At 68.8% G+C, this 16905-nt stretch carries 20 protein-coding genes; 14 read left to right on the forward strand and 6 right to left on the reverse strand.

Annotated elements, in window-relative coordinates; translation table 11 throughout:
• Window positions 1-843, reverse strand: an 843-nt coding sequence (locus VSO01S_RS02135; RefSeq protein WP_068640153.1) for an amidohydrolase family protein, incomplete at its 3' end; no start/stop codon positions are given.
• 128 nt (window positions 844-971) lie between these two features.
• On the opposite strand from VSO01S_RS02135, the gene VSO01S_RS02140 reads away from it, so the two are divergent.
• Window positions 972-1820, forward strand: coding sequence for a GntR family transcriptional regulator (locus tag VSO01S_RS02140; RefSeq protein WP_084241630.1), 849 nt, complete (start codon window positions 972-974; stop codon window positions 1818-1820).
• Here VSO01S_RS02140 and VSO01S_RS02145 read toward each other — a convergent pair.
• Complete coding sequence (locus VSO01S_RS02145) at window positions 1777-2517, reverse strand: OmpW/AlkL family protein (protein ID WP_068640256.1); 741 nt, start codon at window positions 2515-2517, stop codon at window positions 1777-1779. The two genes, VSO01S_RS02140 and VSO01S_RS02145, sit on opposite strands and share 44 nt — an antisense overlap.
• Window positions 2518-2651: 134 nt before the next feature.
• Between VSO01S_RS02145 and VSO01S_RS02150 the strand changes: the two genes are divergently transcribed.
• From VSO01S_RS02150 to VSO01S_RS02180, 7 genes are all read left to right on the forward strand, one after another.
• Window positions 2652-3926, forward strand: coding sequence for a multifunctional CCA addition/repair protein (locus VSO01S_RS02150; protein ID WP_068640154.1), 1275 nt, complete (start codon window positions 2652-2654; stop codon window positions 3924-3926).
• A gap of 48 nt (window positions 3927-3974) precedes the next feature.
• Window positions 3975-4751 carry a trehalose-phosphatase gene (gene otsB / locus VSO01S_RS02155; RefSeq protein WP_068640155.1) on the forward strand — a complete coding sequence of 259 codons (777 nt, stop codon included), beginning with the start codon at window positions 3975-3977 and terminating at the stop codon, window positions 4749-4751.
• Window positions 4748-6619, forward strand: a complete 1872-nt coding sequence (locus VSO01S_RS02160; protein ID WP_084241631.1) for a glycoside hydrolase family 15 protein — start codon at window positions 4748-4750, stop codon at window positions 6617-6619. The genes otsB and VSO01S_RS02160 overlap by 4 nt, the downstream gene beginning before the upstream one ends.
• Before the next feature lie 10 nt (window positions 6620-6629).
• Window positions 6630-8027 (forward strand): alpha,alpha-trehalose-phosphate synthase (UDP-forming), encoded by a 1398-nt coding sequence (gene otsA, locus VSO01S_RS02165; protein ID WP_068640156.1) that lies wholly within the window; start codon window positions 6630-6632, stop codon window positions 8025-8027.
• 58 nt (window positions 8028-8085) lie between these two features.
• The gene (locus VSO01S_RS02170) at window positions 8086-8688 is read left to right on the forward strand and encodes a TetR/AcrR family transcriptional regulator (RefSeq protein ID WP_068640157.1); all 603 of its coding nucleotides are present in this window, start codon (window positions 8086-8088) and stop codon (window positions 8686-8688) included.
• 218 nt (window positions 8689-8906) lie between these two features.
• On the forward strand, window positions 8907-9800 hold the full coding sequence (locus tag VSO01S_RS02175) for an alpha/beta hydrolase (protein ID WP_068640158.1): 894 nt from the start codon (window positions 8907-8909) through the stop codon (window positions 9798-9800).
• Window positions 9801-9841: 41 nt separating this feature from the next.
• Window positions 9842-10321, forward strand: coding sequence for an AAC(3)-I family aminoglycoside N-acetyltransferase (locus tag VSO01S_RS02180; RefSeq protein ID WP_084241632.1), 480 nt, complete (start codon window positions 9842-9844; stop codon window positions 10319-10321).
• Here the strand turns inward: VSO01S_RS02180 and VSO01S_RS02185 are convergent.
• Genes VSO01S_RS02185 through hisN form a run of 3 tightly spaced genes read right to left on the reverse strand, consistent with a single transcriptional unit; the run spans window position 10318 to window position 12278 of the window.
• Window positions 10318-11244: an ROK family protein gene (locus VSO01S_RS02185; protein ID WP_068640160.1), complete on the reverse strand. Its 927-nt coding sequence runs from the start codon at window positions 11242-11244 to the stop codon at window positions 10318-10320. The two genes, VSO01S_RS02180 and VSO01S_RS02185, sit on opposite strands and share 4 nt — an antisense overlap.
• A gap of 35 nt (window positions 11245-11279) precedes the next feature.
• The gene (locus VSO01S_RS02190) at window positions 11280-11477 is read right to left on the reverse strand and encodes a DUF2905 domain-containing protein (protein ID WP_068640161.1); all 198 of its coding nucleotides are present in this window, start codon (window positions 11475-11477) and stop codon (window positions 11280-11282) included.
• Window positions 11478-11489: 12 nt separating this feature from the next.
• Window positions 11490-12278: a histidinol-phosphatase gene (hisN, locus tag VSO01S_RS02195; RefSeq protein WP_068640162.1), complete on the reverse strand. Its 789-nt coding sequence runs from the start codon at window positions 12276-12278 to the stop codon at window positions 11490-11492.
• Window positions 12279-12353: 75 nt separating this feature from the next.
• Between hisN and VSO01S_RS02200 the strand changes: the two genes are divergently transcribed.
• The 6 genes from VSO01S_RS02200 to VSO01S_RS02225 are packed head-to-tail and all read left to right on the forward strand — an operon-like array spanning window position 12354 to window position 15846.
• The gene (locus VSO01S_RS02200) at window positions 12354-12806 is read left to right on the forward strand and encodes a GNAT family N-acetyltransferase (protein WP_068640163.1); all 453 of its coding nucleotides are present in this window, start codon (window positions 12354-12356) and stop codon (window positions 12804-12806) included.
• On the forward strand, window positions 12803-13516 hold the full coding sequence (locus VSO01S_RS02205; protein WP_068640164.1) for a GNAT family N-acetyltransferase: 714 nt from the start codon (window positions 12803-12805) through the stop codon (window positions 13514-13516). Before VSO01S_RS02200 ends, VSO01S_RS02205 begins: the two co-directional genes overlap by 4 nt.
• Window positions 13517-13573: 57 nt before the next feature.
• Entirely contained in the window at window positions 13574-14716 is a 1143-nt protein-coding gene (locus VSO01S_RS02210; protein ID WP_153305105.1) for a BamA/TamA family outer membrane protein, read from the forward strand.
• Window positions 14717-14726: 10 nt separating this feature from the next.
• Entirely contained in the window at window positions 14727-15182 is a 456-nt protein-coding gene (locus tag VSO01S_RS02215; protein ID WP_068640166.1) for a GNAT family N-acetyltransferase, read from the forward strand.
• 2 nt (window positions 15183-15184) lie between these two features.
• Window positions 15185-15613, forward strand: a complete 429-nt coding sequence (locus VSO01S_RS02220; protein ID WP_068640167.1) for a VOC family protein — start codon at window positions 15185-15187, stop codon at window positions 15611-15613.
• Entirely contained in the window at window positions 15610-15846 is a 237-nt protein-coding gene (locus VSO01S_RS02225) for a DUF1653 domain-containing protein (protein ID WP_068640168.1), read from the forward strand. The genes VSO01S_RS02220 and VSO01S_RS02225 overlap by 4 nt, the downstream gene beginning before the upstream one ends.
• Before the next feature lie 31 nt (window positions 15847-15877).
• On the opposite strand, the gene VSO01S_RS02230 is transcribed toward VSO01S_RS02225, so the two are convergent.
• Window positions 15878-16843, reverse strand: a complete 966-nt coding sequence (locus VSO01S_RS02230) for a LysR substrate-binding domain-containing protein (protein ID WP_068640169.1) — start codon at window positions 16841-16843, stop codon at window positions 15878-15880.
• Window positions 16844-16905: the final 62 nt, after the last annotated feature.

Below are 16905 nucleotides of genomic sequence, written 5' to 3' on the forward strand. Positions count from 1 at the left end.
CACCATGCGCGCCGGCGGCGCGCTGGTGACCAGGGCCACGCCCAGGCGCGCCATGCGCGCCAGCAGCGCATCGCGCTCGGCCAGGCCCACGTCGCCCAGGCAGAAGCCGTGGCTGATCACCACCTGGCCCTGCAGGCCCAGCGCCTCGGTGCGGTCCAGGATCAGGCCCAGCGAGAACGCGCCCATGGCACCGGGCTCGTGCAAGTGGATGTCCACCGGCTTGCCGTGCCGCTGCGCGATCGAAAAGAGCACGTCGAGCGAGCGCACCGGGTCGTGGTCGATGGCGCAGGGGTCCAGTCCGCCCAGCACGTCGGCGCCGGCGGCCAGCGCCTGGTCGAGCAGCGCGTCGGTGCCCGGCCGGCCCAGCAGGCCCGATTGCGGGAAGGCGACGATCTGGATGTCCATCAAACCGCGCAGCGCCTCGCGCGTGCGCAGCACGCCTTCGAGGTGGCGCAGGCCGGCCTGCGTGTCCACGTCCACATGCGTGCGGATGCGCGTGGTGCCCAGGGCCAGGAAGGCCATCGCCAGCGCCTTCGACTGCGCGCCGGCGTCATGGCCGCTGGCGGCGCGGAAGGCGCGCTCGTTGTCGATCTTGTCGGTGAGCAGCGGACCGACCTCGTTGCGGTACCAGTCCATGCCCCACAGCGTCTTGTCCAGGTGCGTGTGGCTTTCCACCAGGCCTGGCAGCAGCAATGCGCCCTCGCCCTCTTCAACGGCGCAGCCCGCGGTCGCCGGCAGCCTGGCACCCAGCGCCGAGATGCGCCCGCCCCGCAGCAGAATGTCCACGGCCTGCGCACCCAGCGGGCGAACGTTGCGGATGAGAAGGTCGGAAGGCGCGGTCATCGAGGCTCCAGCTGCTGCTGTCTAGATAGTTGACGATACACGTATTTTTGGTTAACCAACACCCGCCTTGCCACGAGGGCCGAGCGCCGCTCTACTAACATGTGCGGCGTTTTCCCCCAGCTGCCCACATGCCCACCACCACGACCGGCCGCCGCCCCGCAAGCCCCGCCCCCGCCCGCCGCCGAAGCACGGCCAAGCCCGAAGCACCGCCTGCCGAAAACGGCTCGGAGGTGGACCAGCGCGTCTACGAGGCGGTGTCCAGGGCGCTGCTCAGCGGCAAGCTGCGGCCCGGCGCACCTTTGCGGGAACGCGCACTGGCCGAAGCGCTGGGCTGCACCCGTGGAGCCATCCGGAAGGTGCTCGCACGCATGGGCGTCGAAAGGCGCCTGGTGCTGGAACACAACCGCGGCGCCTTCGTGCCCAACCCGTCGGAGGAAGACATGCGCGGCGTCTACCGCGCGCGGCGCATCGTCGAGGCGGGGCTGATCAGCACGCTGTGGGGCCGCCTTTCGCGCGAGCAGCGTGCGGCGCTGCACCGGCATGTGCAGGCCGAGCAGAAGGCGTTCAAGGAGGGCCGGCGCGAAGATGCGTTCCGCCTGGCCGGCGATTTCCATCTGCTGCTGGCGCAGATGGCGCAAAGCGAGGAGCTGCTGTCGTACATGAAGCGCCTGGTCAGCAACACCGAGCTGTACAAGGCGCTGTTCGACAGCGTGGAGGCGGCCAGCTGCGCGCCGCGCGAGCACGAGGAGATCATCGATGCGCTGGCGGGTCCCTCGCTGCAACGCGCGCTGCAGCTGGCCATGGCGCATCTGGACGAGCTGGAGCAGCGGGTGATTGCCGGCGCACGGGCCGAACGCGAGAGCGACCTGGCGCAGATCCTCGCCGCTACCTCGCCCGCGCCGCGCGGCGATGCCGCGGCGCGGGCAGCCACGCTCAGAAGCGGTACGTCACGGCCACGTAAGGCACGATCGGGTTGAGCTTCAGGCTGGCTTCGCTCGTGCCCAGCTGCGCGCCGGTGGCTGCGCTGGTGGTGGTGAGCTTGGCGGTGGTCTTCAGCGGGATGTAGGACACCGAGGCAGACACGCCCCAGTGCTTGTCGAACTGGTAGGCCGCGCCGATGTTGAACACCGGTGCGAACGAGCTGTCGAGCTTGGCGGTGGTGACCGTCGAGCCCGGCGGGCGGCGCAGCAGGCCGCCCATGGCGTTCTGCATGCCCGGCGTCAGCTCCACGTCGCTGTACCAGACATAGGTCACGCCCAGGCCCACATAGGGGCGGAAGGCGGCGTTGCCTTCGTTGAAGTAGTACTTGCCCAGCAGCGTCGGGCTCCATTGGCGGGCTTCGCCGAGCTCGCCGACCGGCGCCAGGCTGCCCGCGCCTTCCAGCTTGAACCTGGGCGGCACGCCCAGCACGCCTTCGACGGCCCAGTGGCTGTCGAGGAAGTACATGGCCGACAGGCCCAGCGTGTCGGAGCTGCTCACCTTCGCATCCGAGCCCGGCACATGCATGTTCACCGGCGAGGTCAGGTTCAGGCCCTCGCTCGAATCCTGCGGCGCGAAATGCAGCCAGCCGGCACCAAGCACCCAGTCGCCGGCCTGTTGCGCCATGGCGCTGCCACCGCCGGCCAGGAGGGCCGCGGCCACGGCGGCCTGCATCGTCGTTCGGGTGTTCTTCATCTTCACGATCTTCTTGTTCAAGAATTTCTCCGTTGTTATGGGTTGAGGGGGACGACTGTGCGAGCGCGCCCTTCCGAGCCGAGTTCCGCCGAGGGTGTCATGCGCGGGACATGCCCCCTACACTCGCACGCATCATGCAAACGTACTTGGTAGGCGGCGCGGTGCGCGACCGCTTGTTGGGCTTGCCGGGCTCGGACCGCGACTGGGTCGTGGTGGGCGCGAGCCCGAAGGAAATGACCGACCTGGGCTACCTCCCCGTGGGCCGGGACTTTCCTGTGTTCCTGCACCCCGAAACACGGGAGGAACATGCGCTGGCCCGCACCGAACGCAAGAGCGCGCCAGGCTACCGCGGCTTCGTGGTCCATGCCGACCCGGGCGTGACGCTGGAAGAAGACCTGGCACGGCGCGACCTCAGCATCAACGCGATCGCGGTACCCCGGGCGCTGGCCGATAGAGATCGCTTCGACGAAGCCGACCTGATCGACCCCTACGGCGGCCTGCGCGACCTGCGCGGCAAGATCCTTCGCCACGTGACCGATGCCTTTCGCGAAGACCCGGTGCGCATCCTTCGCCTGGCCCGCTTTGCCGCACGCTTCGCCGATTTCTCCGTGGCGCCCGACACCATGGCGCTGATGCGCCGGATGGTTCGCGACGGCGAGGCCGATGCACTGGTGCCCGAGCGGGTATGGCAGGAGCTCGCGCGCGGCCTGATGGAAGGCAAGCCCTCGCGCATGTTCGAGGTGCTGCGCGAATGCGGCGCGCTGAAGGTGCTGCTGCCCGAGGTGGATCGCCTCTGGGGCGTGCCGCAGCCCGAGGCGCATCACCCCGAGGTCGACACCGGCGTGCACCTGATGATGGTGCTGGACATGTCGGCACGGCTGCAGGCCCCGCTGCCGGTGCGCTTTGCCTGCCTGACGCACGACCTGGGCAAGGGCACCACGCCGCAGGACGTGCTGCCGCGCCACCTCGGCCACGAACAGCGCAGCGCAAAACTGCTCAAGCAGGTCTGCGAGCGCTGGCGCGTGCCGGTGGACATCCGCGAACTGGCCGATGTGGTGGCGCGCGAGCACGGCAACATCCACCGCAGCGGCGAGTTGAACGCCACCGCCGTGCTTCGGCTGCTGGAACGCTGCGATGCAATCCGCAAGCCCGAGCGATTCGGACAGGCGCTGCTGGCCTGCGAGTGCGACGCACGCGGCCGGCTGGGCCTGCAAGAGCGGCCCTACCCGCAGCGCCAGCGCCTGCAGGCGGCCTTGGATGCGGCGCTGGCGGTGCCCACCGAACCCATCGCGCAAGCCGCGCAGCAGCGCGGCGCCAAGGGTCCGGAAATCGGCGCCGCCATCAGCCGGGCGCGGGCCGAGGCCGTGGCACAGGCACTGCCTCGGCCCGAAGCCCCATCGATTGAGTAGGTATTGGCCGACGCGGGTCGCGCCGCGAGTCTGCTAAGGTTTGCGGCGATGCAGACGCCACCCCGCCTCCGCTCCGACGCCGCGCTGTTCCTGGACTTCGACGGCACCCTGGTCGGCATCGCCGAGACGCCTGAAGCGATCGAGGTGCCGCAAGGCCTGGTCGCGCTGCTCACCGACCTGCACGACTGGCTGGGCGGCGCATTGGCCGTCGTCTCGGGCCGGCAGATCGACGTGCTCGACCGCTTTCTCGCGCCCCTGCGCCTGCCCGCCGCCGGCGAGCACGGCGTGCAGCGGCGCGATGCCACCGGCAACATGCGCGAGCAGACACCGCCCGACCTGCAGGCGGTGCTGGACGTGGCCAACCACCTGGCGGGCAACTACCCCGACCTGCTGGTGGAGCGCAAGCACGCCGCTGTCGCGCTGCACTACCGCCGCGCGCCGCAGCTGGAACATCTTTGCCGCAATGCGCTGCTGGGCGTCATCGCCAAAGAGCCGCGGCTGGAACTGATGCACGGCAAGGCGGTGTTCGAAGTCAAGCCGGCCGGCATCAATAAGGGCATTGCCATCGACGAGTTCATGAACGAGCCGCCCTTTGCCGGCCGCGTGCCGGTGTTCGCCGGCGACGACACCACCGACGAGAGCGGCTTCGCCATCGTGCAGCCGCGCGGCGGCGTGGCCATCAAGGTCGGCAGCGGCCCCAGCCTCGCCCAGCACCGGCTCGAGTCGCCGCTGGCCGTCTTCGAATGGCTGGCCGCCGCGCGCGGCGCGCAGCCCGACCCCACCCCATCTTCTTCCGCCAGGAACAGCAAGGACGAGCCTGCATGACGGACAACAACGAGGCGAACAAGGCACTGATCGACGAAGCCACCCTCGCCACCCCCGCCGAGGCGCCGCCGGAATTTCCACCGGCAGCCCCCGCCTCGCTGTCGGTGGGCGTGATCGGCAACTGCGCCTTCAGCGCACTGGTCGACCAGCGCGCGCGCATCGTGTGGTGCTGCCTGCCGCGCTTCGACGGCGAGCCGGTGTTCAACGCGCTGCTCGACAACAGCGACAACGGCAGCGCCTGGGCCATCGAGCTGGAAGACTTCGCCACCGCCGAGCAGGAATACGAGCACAACACCGCCGTGCTGCGCACACGCCTGTACGACAGCAAGGGCCAGGGCATCGAGATCACCGATTTCGCGCCGCGCTTCTTCAGCCGCTCGCGCTACTTCCGCCCCTTGAGCATCGTGCGCCGGGTGCGCCCGGTGGCCGGCGCGCCGCGCATCCGCATCACGCTCGAGCCGCGCTTCCAGTGGGGCGAAACCAGGCCCACCATCACGCGCGGCAGCAACCACATCCGCTACGTGGGGCCCGACACCACCTTGCGCCTGACCACCGATGCGCCGGTGTCGCACATCCTGTCGCGCCAGCCCTTCGTGATGGCGCGCGACTACCACTTCATCCTCGGCGCCGACGAGACGCTGACGGACGGCATCGCCGACACGGTGCGCCACTTCGAGCAGGAAACCATCTCCTACTGGCGCACCTGGAGCAAGCGCCTGGCCATTCCCTTCGAGTGGCAGGAGGCGGTGATCCGCGCCGCCATCACGCTGAAGATGTCGCTGTACGAGGACACGGGCGCCATCGTCGCGGCCATGACCACCAGCATTCCCGAAGCGCCCGGCAGCCAGCGCAACTGGGACTACCGCTACTGCTGGCTGCGCGATGCCTTCTTCGTGGTGCGCGCGCTCAACTCGCTCAGCGAAGTGGGCACCATGGAGGACTACCTGCGCTGGCTCACCAACGTGGTGGTGGGCTCGCGCGGCGAGCACATCCAGCCGCTGTACGGCATCGGGCTGGAGCGGCACCTGCCCGAATCCATCGTCGACTTCCTGCCCGGCTACCGCGGCATGGGGCCGGTGCGCGTGGGCAACCAGGCACAGGAGCACTTCCAGCACGACGTGTACGGCAACATCGTGCTGGGCGCGGCCCAGGCCTTTCACGACCACCGACTGCTGCGGCGCGCGGGGGAGGCGGAGTTTCCGCACCTGGAGGCGGTGGGCGAGCAGGCCATCCGCGTCTACGGCACGCCCGATGCCGGCATGTGGGAGCTGCGCACGCGCGCCCGTGTGCACACCAGCTCAGCCCTGATGAGCTGGGCGGCCTGCGACCGCCTGGCCAAGATCGCCCGCGCCATCGGCAAGCCCGACCGCGCCGCCTACTGGCACGGCCATGCGGCGCGCATGCGCGAAGAGATATTGGCCAAGTCCTGGAGCGAAGAGCGCCAGGCCTTTGCCGAGAGCTTTGGCGGCAACGAGCTGGACGCCAGCATCCTGCTGATGGTGGAAGTGGGCCTGATCGAGGCGCGCGACCCGCGCTTCATCTCGACCGTGGACGCCATGGAGAAGACACTTTGCGACGGACCCTACATGCGCCGCTACGAGGCGGCGGACGACTTCGGCAAGCCCGAGACGGCCTTCAACATCTGCACCTTCTGGCGCATCGACGCGCTGGCCAAGATCGGCCGCAAGGCCGAGGCGCGCCAGATCTTCGAGACCATGCTGGCAGCGCGCAATCCGCTGGGCCTCTTGTCGGAAGACACGCATCCGGTCACGGGCGAGATGTGGGGCAACTTCCCGCAGACGTATTCGATGGTGGGGATCATCAACGCGGCAGTGCGCCTCTCCGCGCCTTGGGATTCAGCGATTTGAAGGAGCGTTCATGGGCCGTCTAGTCGTCGTCTCCAACCGCGTGGCGGACCCGCGCAAGGCGGCGGCGGGCGGTCTGGCGGTGGCGCTGGGCGAATCGCTGCAGCAAAGCGGCGGCATGTGGTTCGGCTGGAGCGGCACGGTGGTGCAGGACGGCCCCACCGGCGAAGGCGAGCTGCACCGCCAGCAGGCCGGCAAGGTGACGCTGGCCACCATCGACCTCAGCCGCGACGACCACGACAGCTACTACCTGGGCTACAGCAACGACGTGCTGTGGCCGGTGTTCCACAACCGGCTGGACCTCGCGCATTTCGATGCGGGCTTCATCGGCGGCTACCGGCGGGTCAACCAGCTCTTTGCGCGCAAGCTGATGCCCCTGCTGGCCGAAGACGACGTGGTCTGGGTGCACGACTACCATCTGATTCCCCTGGCGGCCGAGCTGCGCGCCATGGGCTGCAAGAACCGCATCGGCTTCTTCCTGCACATTCCGCTGCCGCCGCAGATCATCTTCGCGGCCATTCCGCAGCACGACTGGCTCATGCGCTCGCTGTTCGCCTACGACCTGATCGGCCTGCAGGCGAACCAGGACATCCGGCACTTCGAGCACTACGTGATCAACGAGGCGCAGGGCGAGGTGCTGGGCGACGGCCTGTACAGCGCCTACGGCCACACGGTGCGCGCGGGCGCCTTCCCCATCGGCATCGACGTGGACGAGTTCGCCGAGCTCACGCACGCCAAGGAATCGCGCGACATGTACGAGACCATGAAGCGCGAGTACGCCACCCGGCGCCTGCTGGTGGGCATCGACCGGCTCGACTATTCCAAGGGCATTCCGCAGCGCGTGCGCGCCTTTCGCGAGCTGCTGGCCAACTACCCGGAGAACCGGCGCAGTGCCACGCTGATCCAGATCGCCTCGCCCACGCGCGAGACGGTGGACGCGTATGCCGACATCCGGCGCGAGCTCGAATCCATGTGCGGCGCCATCAACGGCGACTTCGGCGAACTGGACTGGATGCCGGTGCGCTACATCCACCGCGTGGTGGCGCGTCGGCGCGTGCCCGGCTTGTGCCGCGCGGCCGCGGTGGGGCTGGTGACGCCGCTGCGCGACGGCATGAACCTGGTGGCCAAGGAATACGTGGCCGCGCAGGACCCGGCCGACCCGGGCGTGCTGGTGCTGTCGCGCTTTGCCGGCGCCGCCGAGCAACTGAAGGAAGCGCTGCTGGTGAACCCGTACGACACGCACGGCACCGCGCAGACGCTGCAGCATGCCCTGCGCATGCCGCTGGAAGAGCGGCGTCTGCGCCACCAGAAGCTGCTCACCCGCATCCGCGAGCAGGATGTGCACTGGTGGCGCAACAGCTTCCTCGAAGCGCTGCGAACCGCGCCCAGCGAAAGAACCCTGGCGACCTGAGGGGCAAGCGCCAACTGGGCGCTTGCACTTTCGCACGCACGTGCTAAAGTGCGCCGCCATGGACGCCAAGACCCAGAAAAGCGAACTCACGCGCGCCGCCATCGTCGGCGCCGCGCTCGACCTCGCGTCTGCGCAGGGCCTCGAGTCCATTTCGCTGCAGGCGGTGGCCGACCGCATCGGCCTGTCCAAGAGCGGCGTGTTCTCGCGCGTGGGCTCGCGCGAGGCGCTGCAGAAAGCGGTGATCGAGGAATACGGGCGCCGCTTCCTGGCCGACGTGTTCGTACCCGCCATGCAAAAGCCCAAGGGGCTGCCCCGTCTGGACGAGATCATGCAGCGCTGGATCGTGCGCATGCGCGATGTCGAGGTCCACACCGGCTGCCTGTACACCGCCGGCGCCTTCGAGCTGGACGACCGCGAAGGCGAACTGCGCGACCTGCTGCACACCGAAGTCATGCGCTGGCGCGCGGCGCTGCGCCGCACGGTGGCGCAGGCGGTGGAGGTCGGCCACTTCAAGCCCGACACCGACCCCGAGCAGGTGGTCAGCGAGTTGAGCAGCCTGGCCATCGGCCTGCTGCACGACGCGCGCTTTCTGCGCGACACGCGTGCCGCCGAACGTGCCGTGTCCACCTGGCAGCGGCTGCAGCAAAGCTACCGCGCCTGAGTTTCGAACCATGACCGCACCCCTCCGTTTCGTACGCCGATATTTCGCACAACCGTGCGAAGAAAGGTCTTGCCATGTGGATCTACCTGAGCCTGCTGGTTTTTCTGCTGCTGGTCGTCGTGCCGGCCGTGCGCGCGCTGTTCAGCACGCTGGACGGACTGCCGCGCAGCAACGACGACTGGTTCTTCTATTGAGAGATGAATGACAGGAGCCTTCCGATGACCCCACCCGCCCTGCAAGCCGCTTCGCGCTACTACGACGCACGCCCCGGCATCCGCCTGTTCCGCCTGGGCCTGGCCGCGGCGCAGCAACTATGGCCTGCGCTGTCCGTGCGTGCCGCCTACCGGCTGTTTGCCACGCCGCTGCCGCTGCGGCTGTTCGCCCGAAAAACCCGCTGGGACAACAGTTGGCGCATCGAATCCTGGCCCTTCGAGTCGGCCGGCCTCACGCTCTACTCGCCGGCGCTGGCCGGCAACGGGCCCACCGCACTGCTCGTGCATGGCTGGGGCGGCCACGCCGGCCAGATGCGCCCACTGGCAAACGCGCTGCTCGAACAAGGCCTGCGCCCCGTGATCCTGGAACTGCCCGCGCATGGCCGCAGCGCGGGCTCCAGCAGCAACCTGCCGCAGTTCACCCGCGCCATCGAATATGTGAGCGCCCGTCTGCACCAGGAAGGGCATGCGCTGCAACTGGCGGTGGCGCATTCGCTCGGCGCCAACGCGCTGGCGCAGGCCGCCAGCCGCGGCTTGGATGCGCCGCGCCTGGTGCTGCTGGCGCCGCCGGCCTCGCCCTACGAGTTCACGCGAATGTTCGCCCATGTCTTCGGGCTGAAGGAAAGCATCCGCGCCTCGATGCAGCGGCGCATCGAGGCGCGCGAAGGCATCCTGATGTCGCGCTTCGAGCCGGCCGCCGTGGGGCCCCGCATCCGCGTGCCCACGCTGGTCGTGCACGACCGGGGCGATGCGGTCAACCGGTTCGCGGACGGCGAAGCCTTCGTCCGCGCCATTGCCAATGCCCGGCTCGTCGCGACCGTCGGCCTGGGCCACCGCAAGCTGCTGCAAGACCCGCAGGTGCTCAGGGACGTGGTGGCGTTCGCATCATCGGCGGCTTAGCCAGAATGCGGGGGTCATTCCCTCCCGCAAAGGACAGCGCCATGACAGATGCCTGCACCACCCGCGTGCTCGGTGCCGACGATATTGCCGACATGCGCAGCATGCTCGCGGTGCTCGGAGAAGCGTTCGGCGAGCCGGACACCTTCTCCTCCAACCCGCCGGACGACGCCTACCTTTCGAAGCTGCTGGCGTCCGACACTTTCGTCGCGGTGGCGGCGTTGGCCGACGACCGCGTCGTGGGCGGGCTGGCCGGCTATGTGCTGCCCAAGTTCGAGCAGGCCCGCAGCGAGTTCTACATCTACGACCTGGCGGTGGATGCTGCCTACCGGCGCAGGGGCGTGGCCACCGCGCTGATCCGCACGCTGCAGGAAGCGGTTCGGCCGCGCGGCGTGTATGTGGTGTTCGTCCAGGCGGATTACGGCGACGATGCGGCCGTGGCGCCGTACACCAAGCTGGGTGTTCGCGAGGACGTCATGCACTTCGACCTGCTGCCGCCAGGCAGCGGGCCGGGCGGCGCCTAATCCAGCAACGCCAGCGCCGCGTAGTCGCCCACCCGGTCGCCGAGGCCGGCCGCCACCAGCAACACGCCGCGCGTGAGCGGCGGCAGGTGCCCATCCACCTGCGCCTGCAGGCGCGGCAGCAGGAAGTCGCGGTTGTGCCAGAACACGCTGCCGCCCAGGCTGATGCGCTGCAGGTCCAGCGTGGCGATCAGGTTGTAGAGCATGCGGCCCATGACGCGGCACAGCGCATCGGTGATCTCGCGCGCATGCGTCTCGCCGGCCGCAGCGGCGGCGAACAGGTCTTGCGCCGGCTGGCCGAAGCGCCGCGCCATCGAGTTGCCGGCCACCAGCGCCTCGACGTCGCCCATGTTGCCGCAGCCGCACAGGGCGCCGCTGGCGTCGTCGACCACGAAGCTGTGGCCCGCATGGCCGGCATTGCCATTCTTGCCGCGCAGGATGCGCCCGTCCACGCACAGGCCCACGCCCACGCCGGTGCTCCAGGTGACGTAGGCGCAGTGGTCCAGGCCCTGCAGTGCGCCCCAGCGGCGCTCGGCCTCCAGCGCGGCGACGCCGTCGTTTTCCACCCGCACGCGGGCAAAGCGCTGCCTCAGCGGCGCTTCCAGCTGTGCGGTGCGCCAGTCGTTGGGCAGGCCGCGCGCCGGGCCGGCAATGCCGCCACAGATGTTGGGCGTGGCCAGCTCCACCATGCCGCCGTGCAGCTCGAACGGGCCCGCCGTGGACACGCCAACACAGTCGATGCTCTTCGGATCCACGCCCTGCTCGGCGCAGGCCTCGTCGATCATCCGCAGGATCTGCCGTGCCACGGCGTCGTTGGTGCCGGTCTTGGCGGTGGGCTCGGTGCGGCGGCCGACGAGCGGCGAACCGCTCGCGGGCGACAGGCTCACGGCCACCTTGGTTCCGCCGATGTCTACGCAAACTCTCATGGGACGGTTCTCTTCTTTCTCAGTCGTCGGGGCGTCTAGAGCCAGCGCGCGATGAGCGCCGCGATGACGCTCAGCGCCACGGTGCTGCCGATGGGCAGGTCCCACTCCCGGCCGAAGGCACGGAAGACGAAATCGCCCGGCAATCGCCCGAAGCCGAAATAGCGCCGCAGCCACGCCGCCAGGCCGTTGAACAGCACCAGCGCCAGCACGACGACGATCAACCAGCGAATCATGACGAGGCCAGTTTAGGCCCGCAGCAAGTCCAGGGCGGCGCGATGGAGTTCAGGGGTGGCGGCCGCGACCACACGCCCGTCGGACGCGAGGCCCAGCGGCTTGCCTTCCCAGTCGGTGATCACGCCGCCGGCCGCCTCGATCAGCCCCGCGGGGCCCAGGTAGTCATAAGGCTGCAGGCCGGTCTCCACCACCAGGTCGATGGTGCCACCGGCCAGCTGCGCATAGCCATAGCAGTCGCCGCCGAAGCGGCGCATGGCGCAGCGTTTGCTGAGCGTGTCGAAGGCCTGCCAGTCGGCTTCGCTGAAGATGTCCGGCGAGGTGGTGACGATGCGTGCCTGGTCGAGCTGCGTGCACTGGCTGGCACGAACCGGCCGGCCGTTGCGCAGCGCCAGGCGGCCCTGCGCGTCGGAAACGCCCCACCAGCGCTCGCCCAGCACCGGCATGTCCACCAGGCCCAGGCGCACCTGGCCGCCTTCGAGCAGGCCGATGAGCGTGCCCCACAGGGGCGAGCCGGTGATGAAGCTGCGCGTACCGTCGATGGGGTCGAGCACCCAGACCCGTCCGGCGTCCAGCCGCTCGCGGCCGTGTTCTTCGCCGTAGATGCCGTCCTGCGCGCACTGTGCGGCCAGCACCTCGCGCATGGCGGTTTCCGCGGCGCGGTCGGCCAGCGTCACGGGGCTTTGGTCTTCCTTGCTGATGATTTCCAGCGGCGTGCGGAAGTAGCGCATGGATTGCGCCGCGGCGGCATCGGCGAGCGCGTTGGCCACCGAAAGGAGTTCGAGCGAATGGGGGGTCGGCATCCCTGGATTAAACGCCAAGTGCGGCGGCCTTTCTTCTTTCTTGCCCATGCCGGTCAGATGCGGTTGAATCGGCCCATGCCATTGCACTGGACCACCGACATCCGCGAAACCGATTGGGACGAACTCGCCGCCCTCTACCGCGCGGCGCCCCTGGGCGACAAGAGCCCCCAGGGCCTGCGAACGGCCTTCACGCACAGCATGTTCAGGTTCCTCGTGCGCGAGAACGGCAAGCTGGTGGGCGCCGGCCGCGCGCTGGCCGACGGCGTGGACTGTTCCTACATCTGCGACGTGGCGGTGCTGCCCAGCCATCAGGGCACGGGCCTGGGCCGCGCGCTCGTGTCGCGGCTGGTCGAGGCCTCGCGCGGGCATCGCAAGATCATCCTGTACGCAGTGCCCGGCAAGGAGGGCTTCTACGAGAAGTTCGGCTTCGCGCGCATGAACACCGCGATGGCCATCTTCCAGAACCAGGCGCAGGCGGTGGAGCGAGGCTACGTGCAGGGCAGCAGCCGGCAGGGTGAAAGCGCGTGAGCACGGCGCCCGGCTCCCCGCTTTCACTCCTAGACAACCTCTTCTGGCACGCACTGGCCGGACCGCAGGCGCACTTCGCGGTGGGCGGCGATGAGGTTCGCCGCTTTGCGCCGGGCTTCTCGCCCATCGTCGGGTTTGCCGACCCGGCCCATCCGAAGCTCGACGCGCTGATTCCTTTCTGCCAAAGCGGCGAGCAGTTCTATTCCGACGGCTGGTCGGGCGCCGTGCCCGCCGGCTGGCAGGTCGATGCCGAGGCCCGCATGCAGAAGATGATCTGGCGCGCGCCGATGCCGGCCACCGACGAGGCGCCCGAGGCGGTGCGGCTCGCGCCGGAGCAGATTCCGCAAATTCTGGAATTGGTGGGCCTCACCCGGCCGGGGCCGTTCGGCCCGCGCACCATCGAGCTGGGCGAGTACTACGGACTGGTCGAGCCGGGCAGCGGCCGCCTCATGGCCATGGCCGGCGAGCGCTGCGCGGCGGGGCCGCTGCGCGAGATCAGCGGCGTGTGCACCCATCCGGACTTCCAGGGGCGCGGCCTGGCGCGCCGCCTCATGGCCAAGCTGATTCGGCGCCAGATGGCGCGCGGCGAAACGCCGGTGCTGCACGTGATGAGCGTCAACGAGGGCGCGATTGCGCTGTACAAACGCATGGGCTTCGACGCACACCGCGAATCGGTCGTGCGCGTCATCTCGCGGCGCGAAGCCGCTTGAGCGAATCGACAGACAACAACAACCACCGACAAGAGGGGGATTGAATCGATGCATTGGATGAAACGCATCCTGCCAACCGTGTGCGCCTTATTCATGGCCGCCGCCAGCCCGCCCGGGCATGCCTTCATGGAAGGCTTCATCGACCCCAGCGACGGCTACCTCGACATGTCGGACTGGCTGGTGAACAAGCAGGGCTTCCTGCCCGTTCCGATCGTCATCACGGAACCGGCCGTGGGCTACGGCGGCGGCGTGGCGCTGATGTTCGTGCGCAACTCCATCCGCGAGAGTGCGGAAAAAGCCAAGGAAACCGGCCACCTCACGCCGCCCGACATCTGGGTGGTGGGTGGCGCCGGCACCGAGAACGGCACCCGCGCCCTCTTCGGCGGCGGAATGGCCAGCTTCGACGAAGACCGCTGGCGCTACCGCGGCGGCGTGGCCCGCACCGACGTCAACCTCAACTTCTACGGCGTGGGCGGCCAGCTCGAGAGCGGGGCGCGCAGCCTGGCCTATTCGCTGGACGGCTGGATCTCCAGCCAGCAGGTGCTGCGCCGCCTGGGCCAGAGCAACACCTTTTTGGGTGCGCGCTGGATCTACCTGGACCTGAACAGCAAGGCCGACCTCGACGGCCGCCTCTCGCGCCTGCTGCCCGACGAGATGAGCAAGAAGAGCTCGGGCCTGGGCCTGACCCTGGAGCACGACACGCGCGACAACATCTTCACGCCCAACAAGGGCTGGGTCGGCGCGGTGGACGCCATGTTCTACGACCCCGACTGGGGCAGCGACACGCGCTTCCAGGCCTACCGCGGCCATGTGTTCGCCTACCTGCCCATCGGCAAGGAACTGGTGCTGGGCGGGCGCGCCGACATGCGCGCCGCGCGCGGCCGCGTGCCCTTCTACCAGCTGCCCTTCATCGACCTGCGCGGTGTTCCGGCGGCGCGCTACCAGGATGAGAACACCGCCGTGCTGGAAACCGAGCTGCGCTGGAACGTCACGCCGCGCTGGGCCGCCATCGGCTTTCTGGGTGCCGGACGCACCTGGGGCCGGCAGACCAGCTACAGCGAAGGCGAGGACGTGTACACGCGCGGCATGGGCTTTCGCTACCTGCTGGCCAGGCAACTGGGCCTGTGGGTAGGCATCGACGTGGCCAAGGGCCCCGAGGACACGGCCTGGTACATCCAGGTGGGCAATGCCTGGCGCTGACGACACGACAATGCACATCCGAATCGACGACCTGCGCGGCCCCGAGATCCGAGCGCTGCTCGAAGAACACCTGCAGGACATGCGCCGAATCTCGCCGCCGGAGAGCGTGCATGCGCTCGACCTGGACGCGCTGCGCCAGCCCGAGATCACCTTTTGGACCGTCTGGGCCGACGGCGAACTGGTGGGTTGCGGCGCACTCAAGATGCTCGACGCGCGCCACGGCGAGATCAAGTCCATGCGCGTATCGAGCCGCCGGCGCCGCACCGGCGCCGGCCGCGCCATGCTGCTTCACATCGTCGACGAGGCGCGCCGCCGAGGCCTGGCGCGCCTGAGCCTGGAGACCGGCTCGCAGCCCGAATTCGTACCGGCGCGCCAGCTCTACGCCAGCATGGGCTTTGCCGAATGCGGGCCTTTCGCCACCTATACCCTCGACCCCCACAGCGTGTTCATGACACGCACGCTCTGATCATGACTGCAAGCCCCATCCCCATCCGCGGCCTGGACCACATCGTGCTGCGCGTGGTCGACACTGACCGCATGCTGCGCTTCTATGCCGATGTGCTCGGCTGCCCGCTGGAAAAGCGGCAGGACGACCTCGGCCTGATCCAGCTGCGCGCCGGCAGCGCGCTGATCGACCTGGTGCCGGTCGACGGCAAACTGGGCCGCGAAGGCGGTGCACCGCCGGGCGCCGAGGGCCGCAACCTCGATCACTTCTGCCTGGCGGTCGAGCCCTTCGACGAGCCGGCCATCCGTGCCCACCTGAAGGCGCACGGCGTGCAGGCCGGCGAAACGGCGCCGCGCTACGGCGCGCAGGGCGAAGGCCCTTCCATCTACCTGACGGACCCGGAAGGCAATGTGGTCGAACTCAAGGGTCCGCCCGCCAAGGAGCCGCAATGAGCGACGACCTGCAGCCCCTGCCCGCCACGCCGCCGGGCCGCTACCGGCACTACAAGGGCCGCGACTACGAAGTGATCGGCGTGGCCCGCCACAGCGAGACGCTGGAAGCGCTGGTGGTCTACCGCCCGCTCTACAACGACAGCGGCCTGTGGGTGCGGCCGCACGCCATGTTCTTCGGGGACGTGGAGATCGACGGCAGGCGGCAGCCGCGCTTTGCCTTCGTGGGCAGCTAGGGCCAGTCAACACTGGCTGAGGCGCGGCGCCTCATGAATATTTGCTCGCGATCTTCCGAAGCGCCTCCTGTATGAGCGCAATCTCGGGAAGCTGGACTCCTTCCTTGCGCGTCACGAAGAAGATCGAGCCCTTGGGCATTGGACGCTCGAGAGACACTTCACGCACCGTTCCTGCGTAGTGCCTGACCGCGGCTTGCGGCGCCACGGAAAGCATTGCCGTGCTCGAGACGAGCGCAAGCCTGGTGTGGAACGAATGCGCCTCGACAAAGGGCTGAGGCGGATTCAGGCCCGCTTCGATGAACCAGCGTTCGATATGCGTGCGCCCGCTCGCGCCCACCGGCGGAAGCGCCCATCGAAACTGCGCCAGCAGTTGCGCAGGAACCTTGCGCTTGCGGGCCAGCGGATGAGTGGGGGCCGCAGCGATGGCCAGCGTCGCCTCCCAGAGCGGCGTGATGTGAAGGTCGGCCATTCCCTTCAATTGCGCATCCAGCGTGCTGACCACGCAATCGAGCTGCCCTTCCCGCAACGAGCCTGTCAGCCGCTCCACAGTCGCCTCGTGGATCTCCAGCCGCGGCAGGCGCCCCGAGCCATCCAGCAGCCCCGCAAGGGCGGGCAGCGCGCTGACCGCAAGCACCGGGATCATTCCCAGGCGTACCAACGGTATCTCGGGCTGGGCAGAAAGCGCATCCACGGTGGCATCCAATGCGCCAAGGGCAATGCGCAGGCGGCCCAGCGCCGCGGAACCAACCACGCTCAGGCGCGCGCCTCGCGATGTGCGTTCAATGAGATGAGTGCCCAAGGCCGCCTCTATCTCCTGGAGCATCTTGGTCGCGCCCGGCTGGCTGACCGCCAACCGTTGAGCCGCGCCGCTCAACGAGCCGGTCTGCGCAATCTGTTCCAGCAGCCTCAGGTGACGGATGCGCAACCGGTCGATCCGGTTGCGCAGAGGCATTGAAGGGCTGCGCTGGAGGTTCGATTCAAGCTGCTTTTTTTCCATACGATTTTGGAATGGTGCATTCACATATCAATAATTGTCAGATATGGGGAGCGTTATCACAA

It is taken from the genome of Variovorax soli NBRC 106424 (genome assembly GCF_001591385.1).
Taxonomy (GTDB): domain Bacteria; phylum Pseudomonadota; class Gammaproteobacteria; order Burkholderiales; family Burkholderiaceae_C; genus Variovorax; species Variovorax soli.